Source organism: Saccharothrix coeruleofusca, from assembly GCF_014648515.1.
GTDB lineage: Bacteria > Actinomycetota > Actinomycetes > Mycobacteriales > Pseudonocardiaceae > Actinosynnema > Actinosynnema coeruleofuscum.
The window spans coordinates 22,994-40,232 of the sequence record NZ_BMRG01000008.1 but is presented as its reverse complement, the minus strand read 5'-3'; the positions used below and the strand labels follow the sequence as shown (position 1 = coordinate 40,232).

The following is a 17,239-nucleotide window of genomic DNA, read 5'->3' as shown; positions in this document are numbered from 1 at the left end:
CCCCGAGGGCCGTCAACTACTACCGGGCGTGGGAACGCGCGGTTCGGGGTGCGCGAACGTGCGGTTCGCGGTGTCCGAACGCTCAGTTCGCGGTGTCCTGGGGTTCGACTCGCGGGGGGGCGGGGCGAACGTCACTCGCGCAGGCTCAGGGGGCGCAGGTCGGTCCAGTGCTGCTCCACGTACGCCGCGCACGCCTCGCGCGTGTCCGGCCCGAACACCGCCCGCCAGCCCGCCGGGACATCGGCGAACGACGGCCACAGCGAGTGCTGCTCCTCGTCGTTGACCAGCACGTGGAAGCGGCCGTCGGGGTCGTCGAAGGGGTTGGTCATGGGGTGATCCTCCTGTCGGGGTCGGCGGTCGCCGCGCGCAGCTCCTCGTGCAGCGCGTCCGCCCACCGCTGTGCGGTCGTGCGGTCGAACAACTCGGTGGCGTAGACCAGGTAGCAGGGCACCGGACCGTCGCCCTGCGGTTCGTAGAAGCTCAGCGCCAGCTCGGCGGGCGTCGTCCCGGTCGGCACGGCGTCGAGGACGCCGACCCCACCATCCAAAGTGGACAACACCGCCTTCTCGTGGTGGATCAGCAGGACCTGCGGCGTGACGTCCAGCGGCACGTCGGCGTGGTCCAGCGCGGCCAGGTTGGTGGCGCGGACTCGGGACAGCAGCTCGGTGTAGCCGGGCTCGCCCGCGGTGTCGGTGCGCAGCACCACCGTCGTGGCGAACGAGCCCACCAGGTCGGCCAGCGCCTCCTCGCCCCGCCCGGCGGCGAGCGCGCCGATGGGGATGTCCGTGCCGTACCGGCTGAGCACCGCCGCCAGCGCCGCTTGGACCACCATGAACATGCTGGTGCCGGTGGAGGCGGCCAGGCGGTCGATCGCCTCGTGCAGGTCGGCGGGCAGCTCCAGCGCGATGGTGTCGGCCCGGTACGGACCGGCCCGCCACGGTCCCCGGTAGGGCAGCGGCAGCTTGGGCAGGTCGCGCAGCACCTCCCGCCAGTACGCGCGCTGCTCCTCCCCCACCGCCTCGACGACCTCGCTCGCCCACAGCGTGTAGTCCGCGTAGTTCACCGGCAGGTCGGCCCACGTGGGGGCCTCGCCCGCGCGGCGCGCGGCGTAGGCGTGCTGGAGGTCGCGGAACAGCGGCACCACCGACCACTCGTCCACCGCCAGGTAGTGCATGGTCAGCAGGAGCGCCTGCGCGCCGCCCGCGTCCACGACCAGCCGGGCGCGGACGGGCGGGTGCGCGGACAGGTCCACATCCTCCTGCGCGAACGCGGTCAGGGCGTCGTCGAGCACGTCGACGCGCACGACTTCCAGCGGTGGCGCGGCGACGGGCCGTTGCAGGCCGCCGTGCACCACGGTGCGCAGCGGCTCGTGGCGGGCCACCACGTCGGCGTGGGCGGCGGTCAAGGCGGGCACGTCGAACGGCTCGGCCGCGCGCAGCGCCAGCGCGTGGTCCCAGCGCGTGCCGCCCCGGCCGCGCTGCACGGGGGCCACCGGCAGGTCCACCGGGCGGTCGAAGCGGCGCAGCCGGGGGCGGCGCGAGGACGCGCCGGAGAGCCTGCCCGCCAGGCCCGCGACGGTCGGCGAGTCGAACACGTCGCGCAGCGCCAGGTCCACGCCGAAGACCGCGCGGATCTTGCCGACCAGGCGCATGGACGCCATCGAGTGCCCGCCCAGGGAGAAGAAGTCGTCGTGGATGCCCGGCGAGACCCCGAGGACTTCGGCGAACAGCTCCGCGATGGCCTTCTGCTCCGGGGTGACCGGCCGGTCGTCGCCGGTCAGCGCCGACCAGTCCGGCTTGGGCAGCGCCTTGCGGTCGAGCTTGCCGTTGGGGGTCAGCGGCAGCGGCCCGTCGAGCTGGACGATAGTCGCGGGCACCATGTACTCGGGCAGCCGCTCGGCCGCGAACGAGCGCAGGTCGTCCTCGGTGGCGCCGACGACGTAGCCGACCAGGCGGGTGATGTCGCCCTCGCGGTCGGCCACCACGGCGGCCTGAGCCACGTCCGGGTGCCTGGCCAGGGCGGCCTCGATCTCGCCCAGCTCGACGCGGAAGCCGCGGATCTTGACCTGGGTGTCCACCCGCCCCAGGAAGTCCAGGTTGCCGTCGGCGCGCCAGCGGGCCCGGTCGCCGGTGCGGTACATGCGCGCGCCGGGCGGGCCGAACGGCGAGGCGATGAACCGCTCCGCGGTCAGGCCAGGCCGGTTGAGGTACCCGCGGGCCAGACCGCGCCCGGACACGTACAGCTCCCCCACCACGCCGGGCGGCACCGGGCGCAGGCGCGCGTCCAGCACGTAGACCGTGGTGTTGGGGTCGGGGACGCCGATGGGCACCGCGGTGTCCCAGCCGGGTCGGGCCTTCCACAGCGTGGAGTTGACCGTGGCCTCGGTCAGGCCGTAGGCGGCCAGCAGGTTCAGCCGCCCGGCCCAGCGGCCGATGACGTCCGGCGGCACGGTCTCGGTGCCGACCAGGATCGTGGAGCCCTCGGGCAGCTCGCAGTCCGGGGGCAGCGCGGAGACCAGCGACGGCGGCAGGATCATGTGCGTGATCCGGCGCTCGCGCAGGAAGTCGGTCAGCGCCGGGCCCGCCACCCGCACCTCCTCGGGGGCCAGCACCAGCCGCCCGCCCCCGCACAGGGCCATGGCCAGCTCGAACACCGACACGTCGAAGCCGACCGAGGCGAAGTGCAGCACCCGGCTGTCGGCGGTCAGGCCCATCCGGTCGACCGCGGTGGCCACCAGGCTGGCGATGCCCTCGTGCGGCACGACCACGCCCTTGGGGCGGCCGGTGGAGCCGGAGGTGTAGATGACGTACATCGCCGAGTCCAAGCCCTGCGGACCGGCGTCCACGGCGGACTCGTCGAGAGCGGCCAGTTCCGCGACCACCTCCGGGGAGTCCAGCAGCAGCGCGTCGGCGGGCACCGGCGCGTCGGTGGTGGTGACCACCAGCGCGGCGGCCGAGTCCTCGATCATGTAGGCGATCCGGTCGGCCGGGTGGGACAGGTCCAGCGGCAGGTAGGCCGCGCCGAGCTTGAGCACCGCGAGCACGGTCGCCACCATGTCCGCCGACTTGGGCACCGCCACGCCCACCACCGACTCCCGGCCGATGCCGCGCGCGGCCAGCAGCCGGGCGATGCGGTTGGACCGCGCGTCCAGCGCGCGGTAGCCGACCGAGCGGGCGCGGTCGACCACCGCGACCGCGTCCGGCCGCTCCGCCACGCGGCGGGCGAACAGGGCGGTGAAGGTCTCCTCGGGCACCGCGCGGGCGGTGTCGTTGAACTCCTCCACCACCCGGCGGCGCTCGTCGTCGGTCAGCAGGTCCACCGCGCCGACCGGGGCGTCCCGGTCGGCCAGCACGGCGCGCAGCAGCGCAATCAGCCGCTGTCCCAGGCGCTCGGCGGTGTCCCGGTCGAACAGGTCGGTGGCGTACTCCAGGCGGCAGCCGATCGGGCCGTCGACGTGCTCGGTGAAGCTGAACACCAGGTCGAACTTGGCCGTGGTGGTCCGGTGCTCCTGCCACTGGACGGCCAGGCCGTCGAGGGCGAAGGCGTCGCCGCCCCGGCTGTGGTAGCCGACCATGACCTGGAACAGCGGGTTGCGCGCGGCCGAGCGGACCGGGTTGAGCCGGTCCACCACCGCCTCGAAGGGCACGTCCTGGTGGGAGAACGCGGCGAGGCTGGTCTCCTTCACCCGCGCCACCAGCTCGGCGAAGCTCGGGTCGCCGGTCAGGTCGGCGCGCAGCACCAGGGTGTTGACGAAGAAGCCGACCAGCTCGTCGAGCGCCTCGTCGGTGCGGCCCGCGATCGGCGCGCCCAGCGGGACGTCCTCGCCCGCGCCCAGCCTGCTCAGCAGGGCGGCCACGGCCGCCTGCAGCACCATGAAGGTGCTCGCGCCCGTCGACTGCGCCAGCGCCCGCACCTGCCCGCACAACTCGTCGTCGAACGCGATCTCCAGGTCCGCGCCGCGGAAGGACGGCCGTGCGGGGCGGGGGCGGTCGGTGGGCAGCTCCAGCTCCTCCGGTGCGCCCGCCAGCGCGCGTTCCCAGTACGCCAGCTGGTCCTCGCCCACCACGTCGAGCAGCTCCCGCTGCCACACCGTGTAGTCGGCGTACTGCACGGGCAGCTCTGTCCACTGTGGAGCGCGTCCGGCGCGGCGGGCGCGGTACGCCTCGGCGAGGTCGCGCAGGAACGGCCGGTCCGACCACTCGTCGGTGGTGATGTGGTGCAGCAGCACGACGACCAGGTGCCGGTCCTCGGCCAGGCGCGCCACGGTCACCCGCAGCGGCAGCTCGGCGCTCAGGTCGAACGGCCGGTCCACCTCGCCCGCGACGATGGCGGGCACCTCGTCCTCGGTGGCCTCGCGCACCACCACGACGGGTTCGGCCTCCGGCAGCACCCGCTGGAACGGCACGCCGTCCCGCTCGCCGAACACGGTGCGCAGCGCCTCGTGCCGTGCCACGACGTCGCCGAACGCGGCGCGCAGCGCGGGCACGTCCAGGTCGCCGTGCAGCCGGAACACCAGCGGGAAGTTGTAGGCCGCCGAGGTCTGCTCCATCTGCTGGATGAGCCACAGCCGCTGCTGCGCGTGCGACAGCGGCAGCTCCTCGGGGCGCTCGACCGGCCGCAGCACCGGCCGCGACGACGGCGCGCCGCCCGCGCGGGCCGCCAGCTCGGCCACGGTCGGCGCGTCGAACAGGTCGCGGATGGCCAGTTCCGCGCCCAGCGCGGTGCGGGCCCGGCTGACCAGCCGGGTGGCCAGCAGCGAGTGGCCGCCCAGGTCGAAGAAGTTGTCGTCCACGCCGACCGAGGCCACGCCCAGCACCTCGGCGAACAGCCCGCACAGCACCTCTTCGGCGCGGGTGGCCGCCGCGCGCGAGGCGGTCGCGCCGGTCACCACCGGCGCGGGCAGCGCCCGCACGTCCAGCTTGCCGTTGACGGTCAGCGGCAGCGCGTCCACCGGCATGATCGCGGCGGGCACCATGTAGTCCGGCAGTGCGGCCTTCAGGCGCTCCTTGAGCACCGCCGGGTCGACCTCGGACACGACGTAGCCGATGAGCCGCTTCACCCCGCCCGGACCCGCGTCGACCACCACGGCGGCGTGGGTGACGCCGTCCTGGCCCGCCAGCGCGGCCTCGACCTCGCCCAGCTCCACCCGGTAGCCGCGGATCTTGACCTGGTCGTCGGTGCGGCCCAGGAAGTCCAGGTTGCCGTCGGCGCGGGCGCGCACCAGGTCGCCCGTGCGGTACATGCGCGAGCCGGGCGGGCCGTAGGGGTCGGCCACGAACCGCTCGGCGGTGAGCGCGAACCGGTCGTGGTAGCCGCGCGCCAGGCCGACACCGGCGATGTAGAGCTCGCCGGGCGCGCCGGGCGGCACCGGGCGCAGGTGCGCGTCCAGCACGTAGGCGCGGGTGTTCCAGATCGCCTTGCCCACGGTCGGCGTCTCACTGTCCTGTGTGGACGCGCCGAGGGTGTTGATCGTGTACTCGGTGGGACCGTAGAGGTTGTAGCCGTAGGTGCCGGGGGTGTCGCGCAGCCGCCGCCACACCGAGTCCGGCACGGCTTCGCCGCCCAGCAGCACCAGCGCGGGCACGTGCCCTTCCAACAGCCCTTCCTCGATCAGCAGCTGCGCGTAGGTCGGCGTCACGTTGACCACGTCGACCCGGTGCTCGTCGCAGTAGGCGACCAGCGCGGCGGCGTCGCGCCGCAGCTCCTCGTCGCAGATGTGCACCTCGTGGCCCTCCACCAGCCACAGCAGCTCTTCCCAGGACATGTCGAAGGCGAAGGACACGGTGTGCGCGATGCGCAGCCTGCGCCCGCCCGCCGCGGCGATGGCGGGTGCGAAGATCGCCCGCTGGTGGTTGAGCTGCATGTTGGTCAGCCCCCGGTACGGGGTGACCACGCCCTTGGGCCGCCCGGTGGACCCGGAGGTGTAGATGACGTAGGCCGGGTGCTCCAGGGAGAAGCGCGGCCACTCGGTCACCTCGGGCGCGGGCGGCAGGTCCTCCACGCACAGCGCGTCGGGCACCAGCCCGACCGACGCGGTGGACAGCACGCACAGCGGCCGGGTGTCCTCCACCATCATCCGCAGCCGGTCGGCCGGGTGGTCCAGGTCCAGCGGCAGGTAGGCGGCCCCGGTGCGCAGCACCGCGAACAGCGCCACCACCATCTCCACGGAGCGCGGCAGCGCCAGCGCCACCACCCGCTCCGGGCCCGCGCCGCGGTCGCGCAGCACGGCGGCCAGGTGGTCGACGCGCCGTTGCAGTTCGGCGTAGGTCAGCCGCTGCTCGCCGAAGACCAGCGCGGTCTCGTCGGGGGTGCGCTCGGCCTGCGCGGCCAGCATCTCGGCGATGGTGAGGTCGACCACGGGGTTGGCGCTGGCGTCCCACTCGGCTTCCAGCGCGGCGCGCTCGTGCTCCGGCAGCACGTCCAGCGCGCCCAGCGGCGCTTCCGGCCGGTCGACCAGCCGTTGCAGCACGGTGGTGTAGCGGGCCAGGACGGCGCTCGCGGCCTCGGCGGCGAACAGGTCCGGCCGCGCGGCCAGCGTCACGCGGGTGCGCTCGCCGGGGGTGATGATGAGGGTGAGCGGGAAGTGCGTGCCGTCCACGTTGGACACGTCGAGCACGCCGTGCGCCCGGCCCAGTTCGGCGAGCCGTTCCTCGCCGTCGCCGGTGCGCAGCACGAACAGCGTGTCGAACAGCTGCCGGTGCCCGCTCTCCCGCTGGATCTCGCCCAGGCCCACGTGTTCGTAGGACATCAGCGCGGTGCGCTCGGACTGCACGCGCCGCAGCAGCTCCAGCACGGTCTCGCGCGGGTCGACGGCGATGCGGGTGGGGATGGTGTTGAGGAACATGCCGATGACGTCCTCGACGCCGTCGACCTCGACCGGTCGGCCCGCGACGGCGGTGCCGAACACCACGTCGTCCCGCCCGACCTGGGCGGCCAGCACCAGCGCCCAGGCGACGGTGAACAGGGCGTTGGCGGTGACGCCGTGGGCGCGGGCGCGCTCGCGCAGCCGGTCGGTCAGCGCCACCGGCAGGTCGGCGTGGGACTCGGCCGGGATGACCGGCTCGCGGGTGCGGTCGACCGGGGCGACCAGGGTCGGCTCGGCCAGGCCGGACAGCGCGGCGCGCCACGCCGCCAGCGCGGCGTCGTGGTCCTGGCGGGCCAGCCACGCCAGGTAGTCGCGGTAGGAGCCGGACGCGGGCAGCGGCGCCTCCGGGTCGCGGTAGAGCTCCAGCAGCCGCGCCAGGAACAGCCACGCCGACCAGCCGTCCCACAGGATCAGGTGGTGGGTGATGACCAGGCGGTCGCGGCCGTCGGGCAGGCGCAGCACCAGGAACCGGAACAGCGGCGGGGCGGCCAGGTCGAACCGCTCGCGGCGGTCGGCGGCCAGCAGGGCGGCCACCTCGGCCTCGTCGGCGACCGCCACCTCGCGCAGCGGGATCTCCGGGGCAGGGGCGATGAACTGCACCGGCGCGGGCACGCCGTCGCTGGTGAACCCGGCGCGCAGGCTGGGGTTGCCCGCCAGCAGGGCGTCGCCCGCGCGGCGCAGCCGGTCCAGGTCCAGCCGCGCGGCGAAGTCCATCGTCTCCTGCGACAGGTAGACGTCCAGCGCCCCGGTGTCGTAGCTGGAGTGGAAGAACAGACCCTCCTGCAACGGCGACAGCGGCCAGGCGTCCTCGTGCGGCGGCAGCGCCCGCCGCTGCTGGTCGGTCAGCTCCAGCAGCGGCGCGTCGTGGTCGACCTCGGCGGTGTCGACCCGCAGCGCGGCCAGCGCGGCGACGGTGCGCAGCTCGAACACGTCGCGCGGGCTGATCTCCACGCCCGCCCTGCGAGCGCGGGTGGACACCGCGATGGAGGTGATGCTGTCGCCACCGAGCGCGAAGAAGTCGTCGTCCACGCCGATCTCGGGCGCGCCGAGCACATCGGCGACGATCCCGCACAGGACGCGCTCCCGCTCGGTGACCGGTGCTCGGCGCTGGGCGGGCGCGGCGGCGGGCGCGGGCAGCGCGTTGTGGTCCAGCTTCCCGCTGGGGGTCAGCGGGAGTTCGGCCAGCGCCACGAGCGCGTGCGGGGTCATCGCGGCGGGCAGCGCCTCGGCGATGCCCGCGCGCACCGCGGTCAGGTCCACGTCCTCGGGCGTGACGTAGGCCAGCAGCTGGTTGTCCCGCGCTATCACCGCGGCGCGGGCCACGCCGGGCTGCCCGCGCAGCGCGGCCTCGACCTCGCCCAGCTCGATCCGGTTGCCGCGCACCTTGACCTGGCGGTCGGTGCGCCCCAGGTAGACCAGGGCGCCGTCGGCGCGGCGCAGGACCAGGTCGCCGGTGCGGTACATCCGGGAGCCCGGCGGGCCGAACGGGTTGGCCACGAACCGCTCGGCGGTCAGCGCGGGCCTGCCGTGGTAGCCGCGCGCCAGCTGGACGCCCGCCAGGTACAGCTCGCCGGGCACCCCGGCCGGGACCTGCCGCAGGAACGGGTCCAGCACGTGCAGCTCGGTGTTCCACACCGGGTGGCCGATCGGCACGGACACCTCGGGCGCGCCGTCGTGCTCGAAGTGCGTCACGTCCACCGCGGCCTCGGTGGGGCCGTAGAGGTTGTGCAGCGGCACGCCGGTCAGCTCGCGCCACCGGGCCGCCACCTCCCCGGTCAGCGCCTCGCCGCTGCTGAACGCCCGGCGCAGGCTCACCGACCACGCCGGGTCGTCCAGCACCTCGGGCACGCCGAGGAAGGCCGCCAGCATCGACGGCACGAAGTGCAGCGTGGTGATCCGCTGAGCGCGCACCAGCTCGGCCAGGTAGGCCGGGTCGCGGTGGCCGTCGGGCCGGGCCAGCACGACGGCCGCGCCCTGGCACAGCGGCCAGAAGAACTCCCACACCGACACGTCGAAGCTCGACGGCGTCTTCTGCAGCACGCGGTCGTCGGCGGCCAGGCCGTACCGGTGCTGCATCCACGCCAGCCGGTTGACGATGGCGCGGTGGGTGACCACCACGCCCTTGGGGCGGCCGGTGGACCCGGAGGTGTAGATCAGGTAGGCCGGGTCGTCCGGGCGCGGCGCGACCGGTTGCGCGTCCGATAGCGCGGCGTCCGGCGCGTCGAGGTCCGCGCAGTCCTCCGGCCGCACCACGGTGGTGGCGCCGGAGTCGGCGAGCATGAACTCGATCCGGTCGGCCGGGTAGTCCAGGTCCAGCGGCAGGTAGGCGGCGCCGGACTTGAGCACGCCCAGCAGCGCCACCACCAGCTCGGCCGAGCGCGGCACGGCCACGGCGACGACCTGCCCCGCGCCCCGCGCGCGCAGCCTGCGGGCCAGGAGGTCGGAGCGCCGGTCCAGCTCGGCGTAGGTCAGGCGGTGCTCCTCGAACACCACCGCCACCGCGTCCGGCGTGCGGGCGGTCTGCTCGGCGATGCGGCTGACCAGCGTGCCCTCGGGCACCTCGGCGCGGGTGGCGTTGAGCGCGGCCAGCCACTCGGCTTCGGCCCGCGACACCAGTTCCAGGCCCACCACCGGCTGGTCGGGGTCGGCCGCGAACGCCTCCAGCAGCCGCACCAGGCGGTCGGCGATCCGCGCCGCCTCGTCGTCGGGGAGGCGGTGCTTGAGCCGCAGCTCGATCCGCTCGCCGGGCAGCACCACCAGCGCCAGCGGGTAGTGCACCCGGTCGCGCACCTCGACGTCGGTGACCACGTCGGGGAAGTTCTCCACCACCACGAGGGTGTCGAACAGCTCGCCGTGGCCCGCCGCGCGCTGGATCTCCGCCAGGCCCAGGTGCTGGTGCTCCAGCAGCGCCGCCTGCTCGTCCTGCAGCCGGGCGAAGGCGCCCGCCAGCGTGTCCGAGGCCCGCCACCGCTGCCGCACCGGCACGGTGTTGATGAACAGGCCGACCGCCGACTCGATGCCCGCCACCTCGGCGGGGCGGCCCGCGACCGTGCTGCCGAACACCACGTCGGCGCGGCCGGTCAGGCCGCCCAGCAGCAGCCCCCACGCGCCGTGCAGCACGCTGCCCAGGGTCAGGCCGCGCCCGCGCGCCGCGGCGACCAGCCGCGCGCTCGCCTCCTCGGACAGCACGACGCCGTGCTGGGCGTGCCGGTCCGACGGCGCGGCCACGAGCACGGTCGGTCCGTCCACATCGGACAGAGCGGCGCGCCACGCGGCGCGGGCGGCGTCCCGGTCGCGGCCCGCGAGCCAGGTGAAGTACGCGCGGTGCTCGGGCGCGTCCACCGGGTGCCCGTCCAGCTCCCGCCGCAGCAGGCCGACCGACCAGCCATCAACCAGGATGTGGTGCAGCGTGAGCACCAACCGGTCGCCCACCGCCGCGGCCCGCATCAACGGCGGGCACTCCAGGTCGAACCCGTCCGCGCGTTCGGCGGCCAGCACCTCCTCCAGGTCGGTGCAGGCGTCGTACTCGCGCCACGGCAGCCGCGCCGACTCGGGGATCACCTGCACGACCCGGCCGCGCGCGCTCTGCGCGAACCCGGCACGCAGCGCGGGGTGCCGGTTCAGCAGGGCCTGCACCTCGTCCCGCCGGACCGGCCTGCCCAGCGACAGGACCTCCTGCACCACGTAGGAGTCGTCGGTGTCGAAGCGGGCGTGGAAGAAGAAGCCCTCCTGCAGCGGCGCGGCGGGCAGCACGTCGTGCCCGGCGAACTCGGCGCGCAGCTCGGCGTCGACCAGCTCCACCTGGACATGCTCGGCGGGATCGACGGCGCGCGCGACGGCGGCCAGCGCGGCGACCGTGCGGTGCTCGAACACCTCGCGCGGGGTGATGACCAGGCCGGCCTCGCGGGCGCGCGCCACCAGCTGCGTCGCGACGATGCTGTCGCCGCCCAGCTCGAAGAAGTTGTCGTGCACGCCGGGAGTCAGGCCCAGCACCGCCGCCATCGCGTCGACCAGCGCCCGCTCGGTCGGGTTGGTGGCGGGGGCGTCGCCGCCCAGCGCGGTCCAGTCCGGCTCGGGCAGCGCCTTGCGGTCCAGCTTCCCGTTGGGCGTCAGCGGCAGCGGCCCCGCGACCGGCACCACGACCGAGGGCACCATGTACTCCGGGAGCGCGGCGGCCGCGTGCTCCCGCGCCGCGGCCGGGTCCACGCCGCCGACGACGTAGGCCACCAAGCGCTTGACGCGGCGGTGGTCCTCGCGCACCAGCACCGCGGCCTGGGCGATGTCCGGGTGCCCCATCAGGGTGCTCTCCACCTCGCCGGGCTCGATCCGGAAGCCGCGGATCTTGACCTGCCCGTCGGCGCGGCCCAGGAAGTCCAGGTTGCCGTCGGCGCGCCAGCGGGCCCGGTCGCCGGTGCGGTACATGCGCGATCCCGGCTCGCCGAACGGGTCGGCCACGAACCGCCCGGCGGTCAGCGCGGACTGACCGAGGTAGCCGCGCGCCAGGCCGCGCCCGCCCACGTACAGCTCGCCCTCGACGCCCACCGGGACCGGGCGCAGCGCGGAGTCCAGCACGTAGCAGCGGGTGTTGGGGTCCGGCACGCCGATGGGCACCGGGCCGGTCCAGTCCGGCCGCGCCGCCCACAGCGTGGAGTTGACGGTGGCCTCGGTCAGGCCGTAGGCGGCGACCACGCGCATCCGGCGCGCCCAGCGGGCGATCAGCTCGGTCGGCACGGTCTCGGTGCCCACCACCAGCACCGCGCCCTCGGGCAGCTCGCACTCCGGCGGCAGCGCGGCCACCAGCGACGGCGGCAGGATCATGTGGGTGGCGCGGTGGTGGTTGACGTAGGAGGTCAGCTCCTGGCCCGCGACGCGGCGGTGCGAGGGCACCACGATCGCCGTACCGCCCACGCACAGCGACATGCACAGGTCCCAGACGGCCACGTCGAACCCGACCGAGGCGAACTGCACGACGCGGCTGTCGGGGGTGATGCCGATGCGGTCCAGCGCGGTGGCGATCAGGCTGCCGATGCCCTCGTGGGTGACCACGACGCCCTTGGGCCTGCCGGTGGAACCGGAGGTGTAGATGACGTAGGCGGCCTGGTGCAGCCCGATGTCCAGGCCGAGGTCGCCCGCGTCGTCGGGCAGGTCGAGCCGCGTTTCCGGGGTCAGCACCAGCGCCGCGCCCGAGTCGGCGACCATGGCCGCGACGCGCTCGCGCGGGTGGTCGGCGTCCAGCGGCAGGTAGGCCGCGCCCGCCTTCATCACCGCCAGCAGCGCCACCACCAGCTCGACCGACCGGGGCAGCATCACCCCCACCACGTCCTCGTCCCGCACGCCGCCCGCGCGCAGGGCGCGGGCGAGCCGGTTGGCCGCGGCGTTGAGCTCGGCGTAGGTCAGCTGCTCGTCCTCGCAGACCACCGCGACCGCGTCCGGGGTGCGGGCGGCCTGCCGCTCGAACGCGGCGGGCCAGGTCAACTCCTCCACCTCGCGCGGCGAGCTGCCCATCTCCAGCAGCGCCGCGCGCTCCCCCGCGTCGACCAGGTCGATCCGCGCGATCGGCCGGTCCGGATCGGCGGCCAGCACGCGCAGGAAGCGCCGCTCGTGCTCGGCCAGCTCGGCCTCGGCGCACACCTCGGCGTTGGCCTCGAAGGTGATCGCCGTCGTGCCGTCGACGCGCCGCACGAACGAGGTGCTCAGGTCGTTGACCGGGCCGTGGGAGAGCACGTTGAGCTCGGTGTCCAGGCCCTCGAACACCAGGCCCTGGCCGAAGCCGAGGTAGTTCACGGTGGGGCCGACCAGTTCCGCGATGCCGTCGCGCAGGCCCAGCTCGCGGGCCAGGTCCTCGCCCCGGTAGGCGGTGTGCGGCAGCACGGCCCGGATCTCCCGGTCCGCGTCGGCGGCCAGCTCGGCGAGGGTGGCCTCCGGGCGCACGGTCAGCCGCAGCGGCAGCACGGTGGAGACCATGCCGGGGGTGGTGCGGTCGGCCTCGCCCAGGCGGCCGGTGACCGGCAGGCCGAGCACGACGTCGTGCGCGCCGCTGACCCGGTGCGCGTAGGCGGCGACGGCGGCGATGGCCTGCCGCGAGTTCGGCGAGGCGGGCAGCTCGACGGTGCGCCGCAGGACCCGGCGCGCCTGGCCGTGGGCGCGCGGCACCAGCCGGACCGGCTCGGGCCGGTCGGCCATCCGCGCGTGCCAGAACTCCCGGTCCGCCTGGCGCGCCGGGGAGTCCCGGTAGGCCAGGTCGGCCTCGACGAGCACTTCCAGCGGTCGCGGGCGGTGCTCGTCGGGCCGGGCGTAGAGGTCGCGGGCGCGCTCGGTGAGCAGGACGCAGCCGCGCGCGTCCATGACCAGGTGGTGGTAGCGCTGGTACCACAGCACGCGGTCCGCGCCGACGCGCAGCAGCGCGTGGTGGAACATCGGCCCCTCGGCGACGTCGACGAGCCGGGCGAGGTCCCGCTCCATCCAGGCGCGCGCGTCGGCGAAGGACTCGAAGGCGAGGTCGGTGAGGTCGGTGGCGACCGGCACGGGCTGCTGCCCGTGCCGGGTGAACCGGACGTGCAGCGCCCCGGTCTCGGCGATGGCCTGGCGCACCGCCGAGGCCAGCCTGCCGAAGTCGACCGGCCCGCGCAGGTCGAGGTACCAGCCCACGTTGTAGACGGGGTTGTCCGGCTCCAACTGCTGGGCCAGCCGGACTCCGCGCTGGGCGGCGGTCAGTGGCAGGGTCGTCATCTCAACCTTCTCCGGCTCGTCCGTTCCTCACCCGCGCACGCCGGGGGTGGGGTGCCCGGTCGGCACCCCACCCCCGGCCTTCGCCGGTCAGCTCTTGATCTGCTCCAGCAGCGGCACGACCTGGTCGATGCCGTAGGGCACGCTCAACACCGTGTTGAAGGACATGGCGGCGCCGATCGGCGGGTCCATGTAGGTGAGGAAGAGGTCGCGCTTGCCGGTGACCACGTCCAGCCGCTGGTAGGCGGGCACCGCCTTGACCCGCTCCTGCGCGGCCACGTCGGAGGTCAGCCACACCAGGCGGTCGGCGTCGAGCAGGTCGAAGCGCTCCTCGCTGAACTGCGCCACGTTCCGCTCACCCGCCAGCGCGCCGATCTCGTCGACCAGCGTGAAGCCCAGCTCCCGCATGAAGATGGCCTTCGGGTCGGTGGGGGCGAACGCGGAGTACTCGCCCGGCTTGAAGCTGTCGGCCACCACGACGGTCTTGCCCGACCACTCCGGGTGCGCGGCCTTGGCGTCGGCGAACCGCTTGGCCACGCCGTCGATCAGCTCCTGCGCCTTGGCGGACTTGCCCAGCGCCTTGGCGATGTGCTTGGTCTGCTCCTGCCACGGGGCGCCGTAGTCGACGAACCCCTTGGGCTGCGCGACCACCGGGGCGATCTTGGACAGGGTGTCGTACTGCTCCTGGTTCATCCCCGAGTACACCGCGACGATCAGGTCGGGCTTGAGCGCGGCGACCTTCTCCAGGTTGTACTCGTCGCGCTCGCCGACGATCTCGGGCTGGGTGTCGCCCCACAGCTGCTTGGTCCACGGCCAGTTGCCGTAGGGCCGCTCCTTGAACCAGTCGACCACGCCCACCGGCTTGACGCCCAGCGCGAGCACCGGCTCCTGGTCGGACAGGCCGAGGGTGACGACCTTGGTGGGCTCCGCCTTGATCTCGGTGGTGCCGTACTTGTGCTCGACCGAGACGGGGAAGGCGCCCGAGGAGGTGCCGGTCGTGCTCGCGGAGCCGCTGCCCGCGTCGCCGCCCCCGCAGGCGGTCAGCGCCAGCGCGGCGGCCGCCGCGACGGCGGTCAGCTTGGACCTGGTGGACATGTCGTTGTTCCCTTTCGCCAGGCGCGACGGAGCGCCGTGGTGACTTGCCGGTGTTCTCGCCGCTGCCTCAGGAAAGCGCGCTGACGGCGTACTCGTGCTGCGCGGGGACCGCGGGCGCGCGGTGGTGGAGCACGGACTGGAGGATCTCCCCCACCCGCACGGCGGTGTTGGACAGCAGCGAGGACGAGATGCCGTGCGTGTGCTCGGTGCCCCCCTGCAGGTAGATCCCGCCCAGCACGTCGTCGGTGGTGCCCAGCCGGTAGTCGCGGCCCACCCGCAGCCGCTCGCCCGCGTCGCGCAGGCACTTGGCGGCCAGCTCGCCCAGCAGGGCGGTGGGGTCGGCCTCGCGGTAACCGGTGGCGAACACCACCGCGTCGGCGTCGAGCACCTCCCGCTCGCCGCTGGTCAGCGACTCCACCGTCACCCGAACCCCGTCCGGGGTGTCCACCAGTTCGGCGAGCTTGGAGACGTTGAGCAGCCGCAGCCGCTGCGCGCCCAGCACCTTCTCCCGGTAGACGCGCCGGTACAGCTCGGCGATCAGGTCGTTGTCGACCACCGCGTAGTTGGTGTTGCCGTGGTAGGCCATCAGGGCGCGCTTGACCTGCTCGGGCGCCTGGAAGTAGTCGTCCACCGCGGCCGGGTCGAAGATCCGGTTGGCGAAGGAGCTGTCGTCGGCCGGGCTGTAGCCGTAGCGGGCGAACACCGCGCAAACCTCGGCGTCGGGGAAGCGCTCGTGCAGGTGCGCGGCGACCTCGGCGCCGCTCTGGCCCGCGCCGACCACGACCAGCCGCCGGGGATCGGACAGCGCTCGCACGCGGTGCAGGAACTCGCTGTTGTGCCACACCCGCTCGGTGGCCCGCACGCCCTCGGGCAGGTGGGCGCGCAGGCCGGTGGCCAGCACCAGGTTGCGGGCGCGGCGCACCTCCGGCTCGCCGCCCGCGACGCGGGAGACCACGTCGAAGTAGGCGACCACGCCGTCCTCGACCACCGGGCGCACGGCCACCACCTCGTGGCCGTAGGAGACCAGGTCGTCGACCCGCTCGGCGGCCCACTCGAAGTAGTCGTGGAACTCCACCCGCAGGGGGAACAGGTTCTTGTGGTTGACGAAGTCGAGCAGGCGGTCCTTGTGGTGCAGGTAGCTGAGGAAGCTGAAGGAGCTGTTGGGGTTGCGCAGCGTCACGAGGTCCTTGAGGAAGGACACCTGCATGGTCGCGTCGTCGATCAGCATCCCCCGGTGCCAGCCGAAGCCCTCCTGCCGCTCCAGGAAGTGGGCGGTCACCACGTCCGCCTTGGCCGCGGTGGCGTTGTACTCGGTGACGGCGACGGCCAGCGCCAGGTTGGAGGGCCCGAAGCCGACGCCGAGTAGGTCGAAAACCGGTGGCTGTGCTGGCATGGCTGTCCCATCGGTGCGACGAGTGGGTGATCAAACTTTGGTTACCCTAACCTAAGTTGCACGCGTCGGGGAGTGAGCCGGGTCTCTTCTGCGGTTAGGCTAACCTCACCTGGAGCACAGGGGAAGGTGGTCGGGTGAAAACCGTCCTGTCGGACGCCGTCTCCGGGCAGTGGCGATCCGTGGCCGCCGCCTCGGTCCTGGGCGCCGCGCACCAAGCGGGCGAGGCGATGGTCCCCCTGCTCATCGGCGTGGTCATCGACGAAGCGGTGGGCACCGGCACGACCGGGCGGCTGCTCGGCTGGATCGCCGTGCTCGGCGCGGTGTTCCTGGTGCTCTCCACCAGCTTCCGGTTCTCCCTGCGGGCCAGTGAGCGCGCCTCCCACCGGGCCGCGCACGAGCTGCGCACCCGTTTGGCCCAGCGGGTGCTGGCCGCCGACGGCGGCGCCCAGCGCGGCAGGCTCTCCGGCGAGCTGGCCAGCATCGCCACCGCCGACGCCCAGCGCGTCGGCGCGGTGAACCTGGCGCTGCCCACCGCGTTCGCGGCGGTGGCGGGTCTGCTGGTGGGCGCGGTGGCGCTGCTGCGGGTCTCGCTGCCGCTGGGGCTGCTGGTGCTGGTCGCCGCGCCCCTGCTGCTGGTGCTGGCCCACCTGCTGGGCAAGCCGCTGGAGCGGCGCAGCGACGCCGAGCAGGACCGCGCCGCGCTGGCCTCCGGCGTGGCCGCCGACCTGGTGGCCGGTCTGCGCGCGCTCAAGGGCATCGGCGCCGAGGACGCCGCGGCCGACCGGTACCGGGCCACCAGCCGCGACTCGATGGCCGCGGCGGTGCGGGCGGCGCGGGCGCGGGCCTGGTTGGACGGCTCGATGCTCGCGGTCACCGGGGTGTTCCTGGCGGTGGTGGCGCTGGTCGGCGGCAGGCTGGCCGCCGACGGGGCGATCACCGTCGGCCAGCTGGTCGCGGCGGTGGGCCTGGCGCAGTTCCTGCTGTGGCCGCTGTCGGTGTTCTCCTGGGTCAACGGGCTGTTCGCCCAGGGCCGCGCCTCAGCCGCGCGGATCGGCGAGGTGCTGGCCGCTCCCCCGGCCGTGCCACCGGGCCACGCGTCGCCGGCCGAGCCGGTGGCCGGGCACGTGCGGCTGTCCGGGGTGCGGTCGGGGACGCTGCGC

5 protein-coding genes are annotated in these 17,239 nt (G+C 74.4%); 1 reads left to right on the top strand and 4 read right to left on the bottom strand.

The features are described from left to right. Positions 1-131 precede the first annotated feature (131 nt). The 4 genes from IEZ00_RS20540 to IEZ00_RS20525 all read right to left on the bottom strand — a co-directional run bounded on the left by IEZ00_RS20540 (position 132) and on the right by IEZ00_RS20525 (position 16,079). Positions 132-329, bottom strand: coding sequence for an MbtH family protein (locus tag IEZ00_RS20540; RefSeq protein WP_189224924.1), 198 nt, complete (start codon positions 327-329; stop codon positions 132-134). Beyond that, positions 326-13,594 (bottom strand): non-ribosomal peptide synthetase, encoded by a 13,269-nt coding sequence (locus tag IEZ00_RS20535; protein ID WP_189224923.1) that lies wholly within the window; start codon positions 13,592-13,594, stop codon positions 326-328. Before IEZ00_RS20535 ends, IEZ00_RS20540 begins: the two co-directional genes overlap by 4 nt. Positions 13,595-13,681: 87 nt before the next feature. Beyond that, a complete protein-coding gene (locus tag IEZ00_RS20530) occupies positions 13,682-14,686 on the bottom strand; it encodes an iron-siderophore ABC transporter substrate-binding protein (protein ID WP_189224922.1) in 1,005 nt (334 codons plus the stop codon). Positions 14,687-14,753: 67 nt separating this feature from the next. Beyond that, on the bottom strand, positions 14,754-16,079 hold the full coding sequence (locus IEZ00_RS20525) for a lysine N(6)-hydroxylase/L-ornithine N(5)-oxygenase family protein (RefSeq protein WP_189224921.1): 1,326 nt from the start codon (positions 16,077-16,079) through the stop codon (positions 14,754-14,756). A 134-nt stretch (positions 16,080-16,213) separates the two neighbouring features. On the opposite strand from IEZ00_RS20525, the gene IEZ00_RS36880 reads away from it, so the two are divergent. After that, positions 16,214-17,239: ABC transporter transmembrane domain-containing protein (locus IEZ00_RS36880; RefSeq protein WP_268248784.1), on the top strand; the 1,026-nt coding region annotated here is incomplete at its 3' end.

Coding starts and splice junctions, on each gene's coding strand:
- IEZ00_RS20540 (WP_189224924.1), bottom strand. CDS start 329: ATGACCAACCCCTTCGACGACCCCGACGGCCGCTTCCACGTGCTGGTC.
- IEZ00_RS20525 (WP_189224921.1), bottom strand. CDS start 16,079: ATGCCAGCACAGCCACCGGTTTTCGACCTACTCGGCGTCGGCTTCGGG.
- IEZ00_RS20530 (WP_189224922.1), bottom strand. CDS start 14,686: ATGTCCACCAGGTCCAAGCTGACCGCCGTCGCGGCGGCCGCCGCGCTG.
- IEZ00_RS20535 (WP_189224923.1), bottom strand. CDS start 13,594: ATGACGACCCTGCCACTGACCGCCGCCCAGCGCGGAGTCCGGCTGGCC.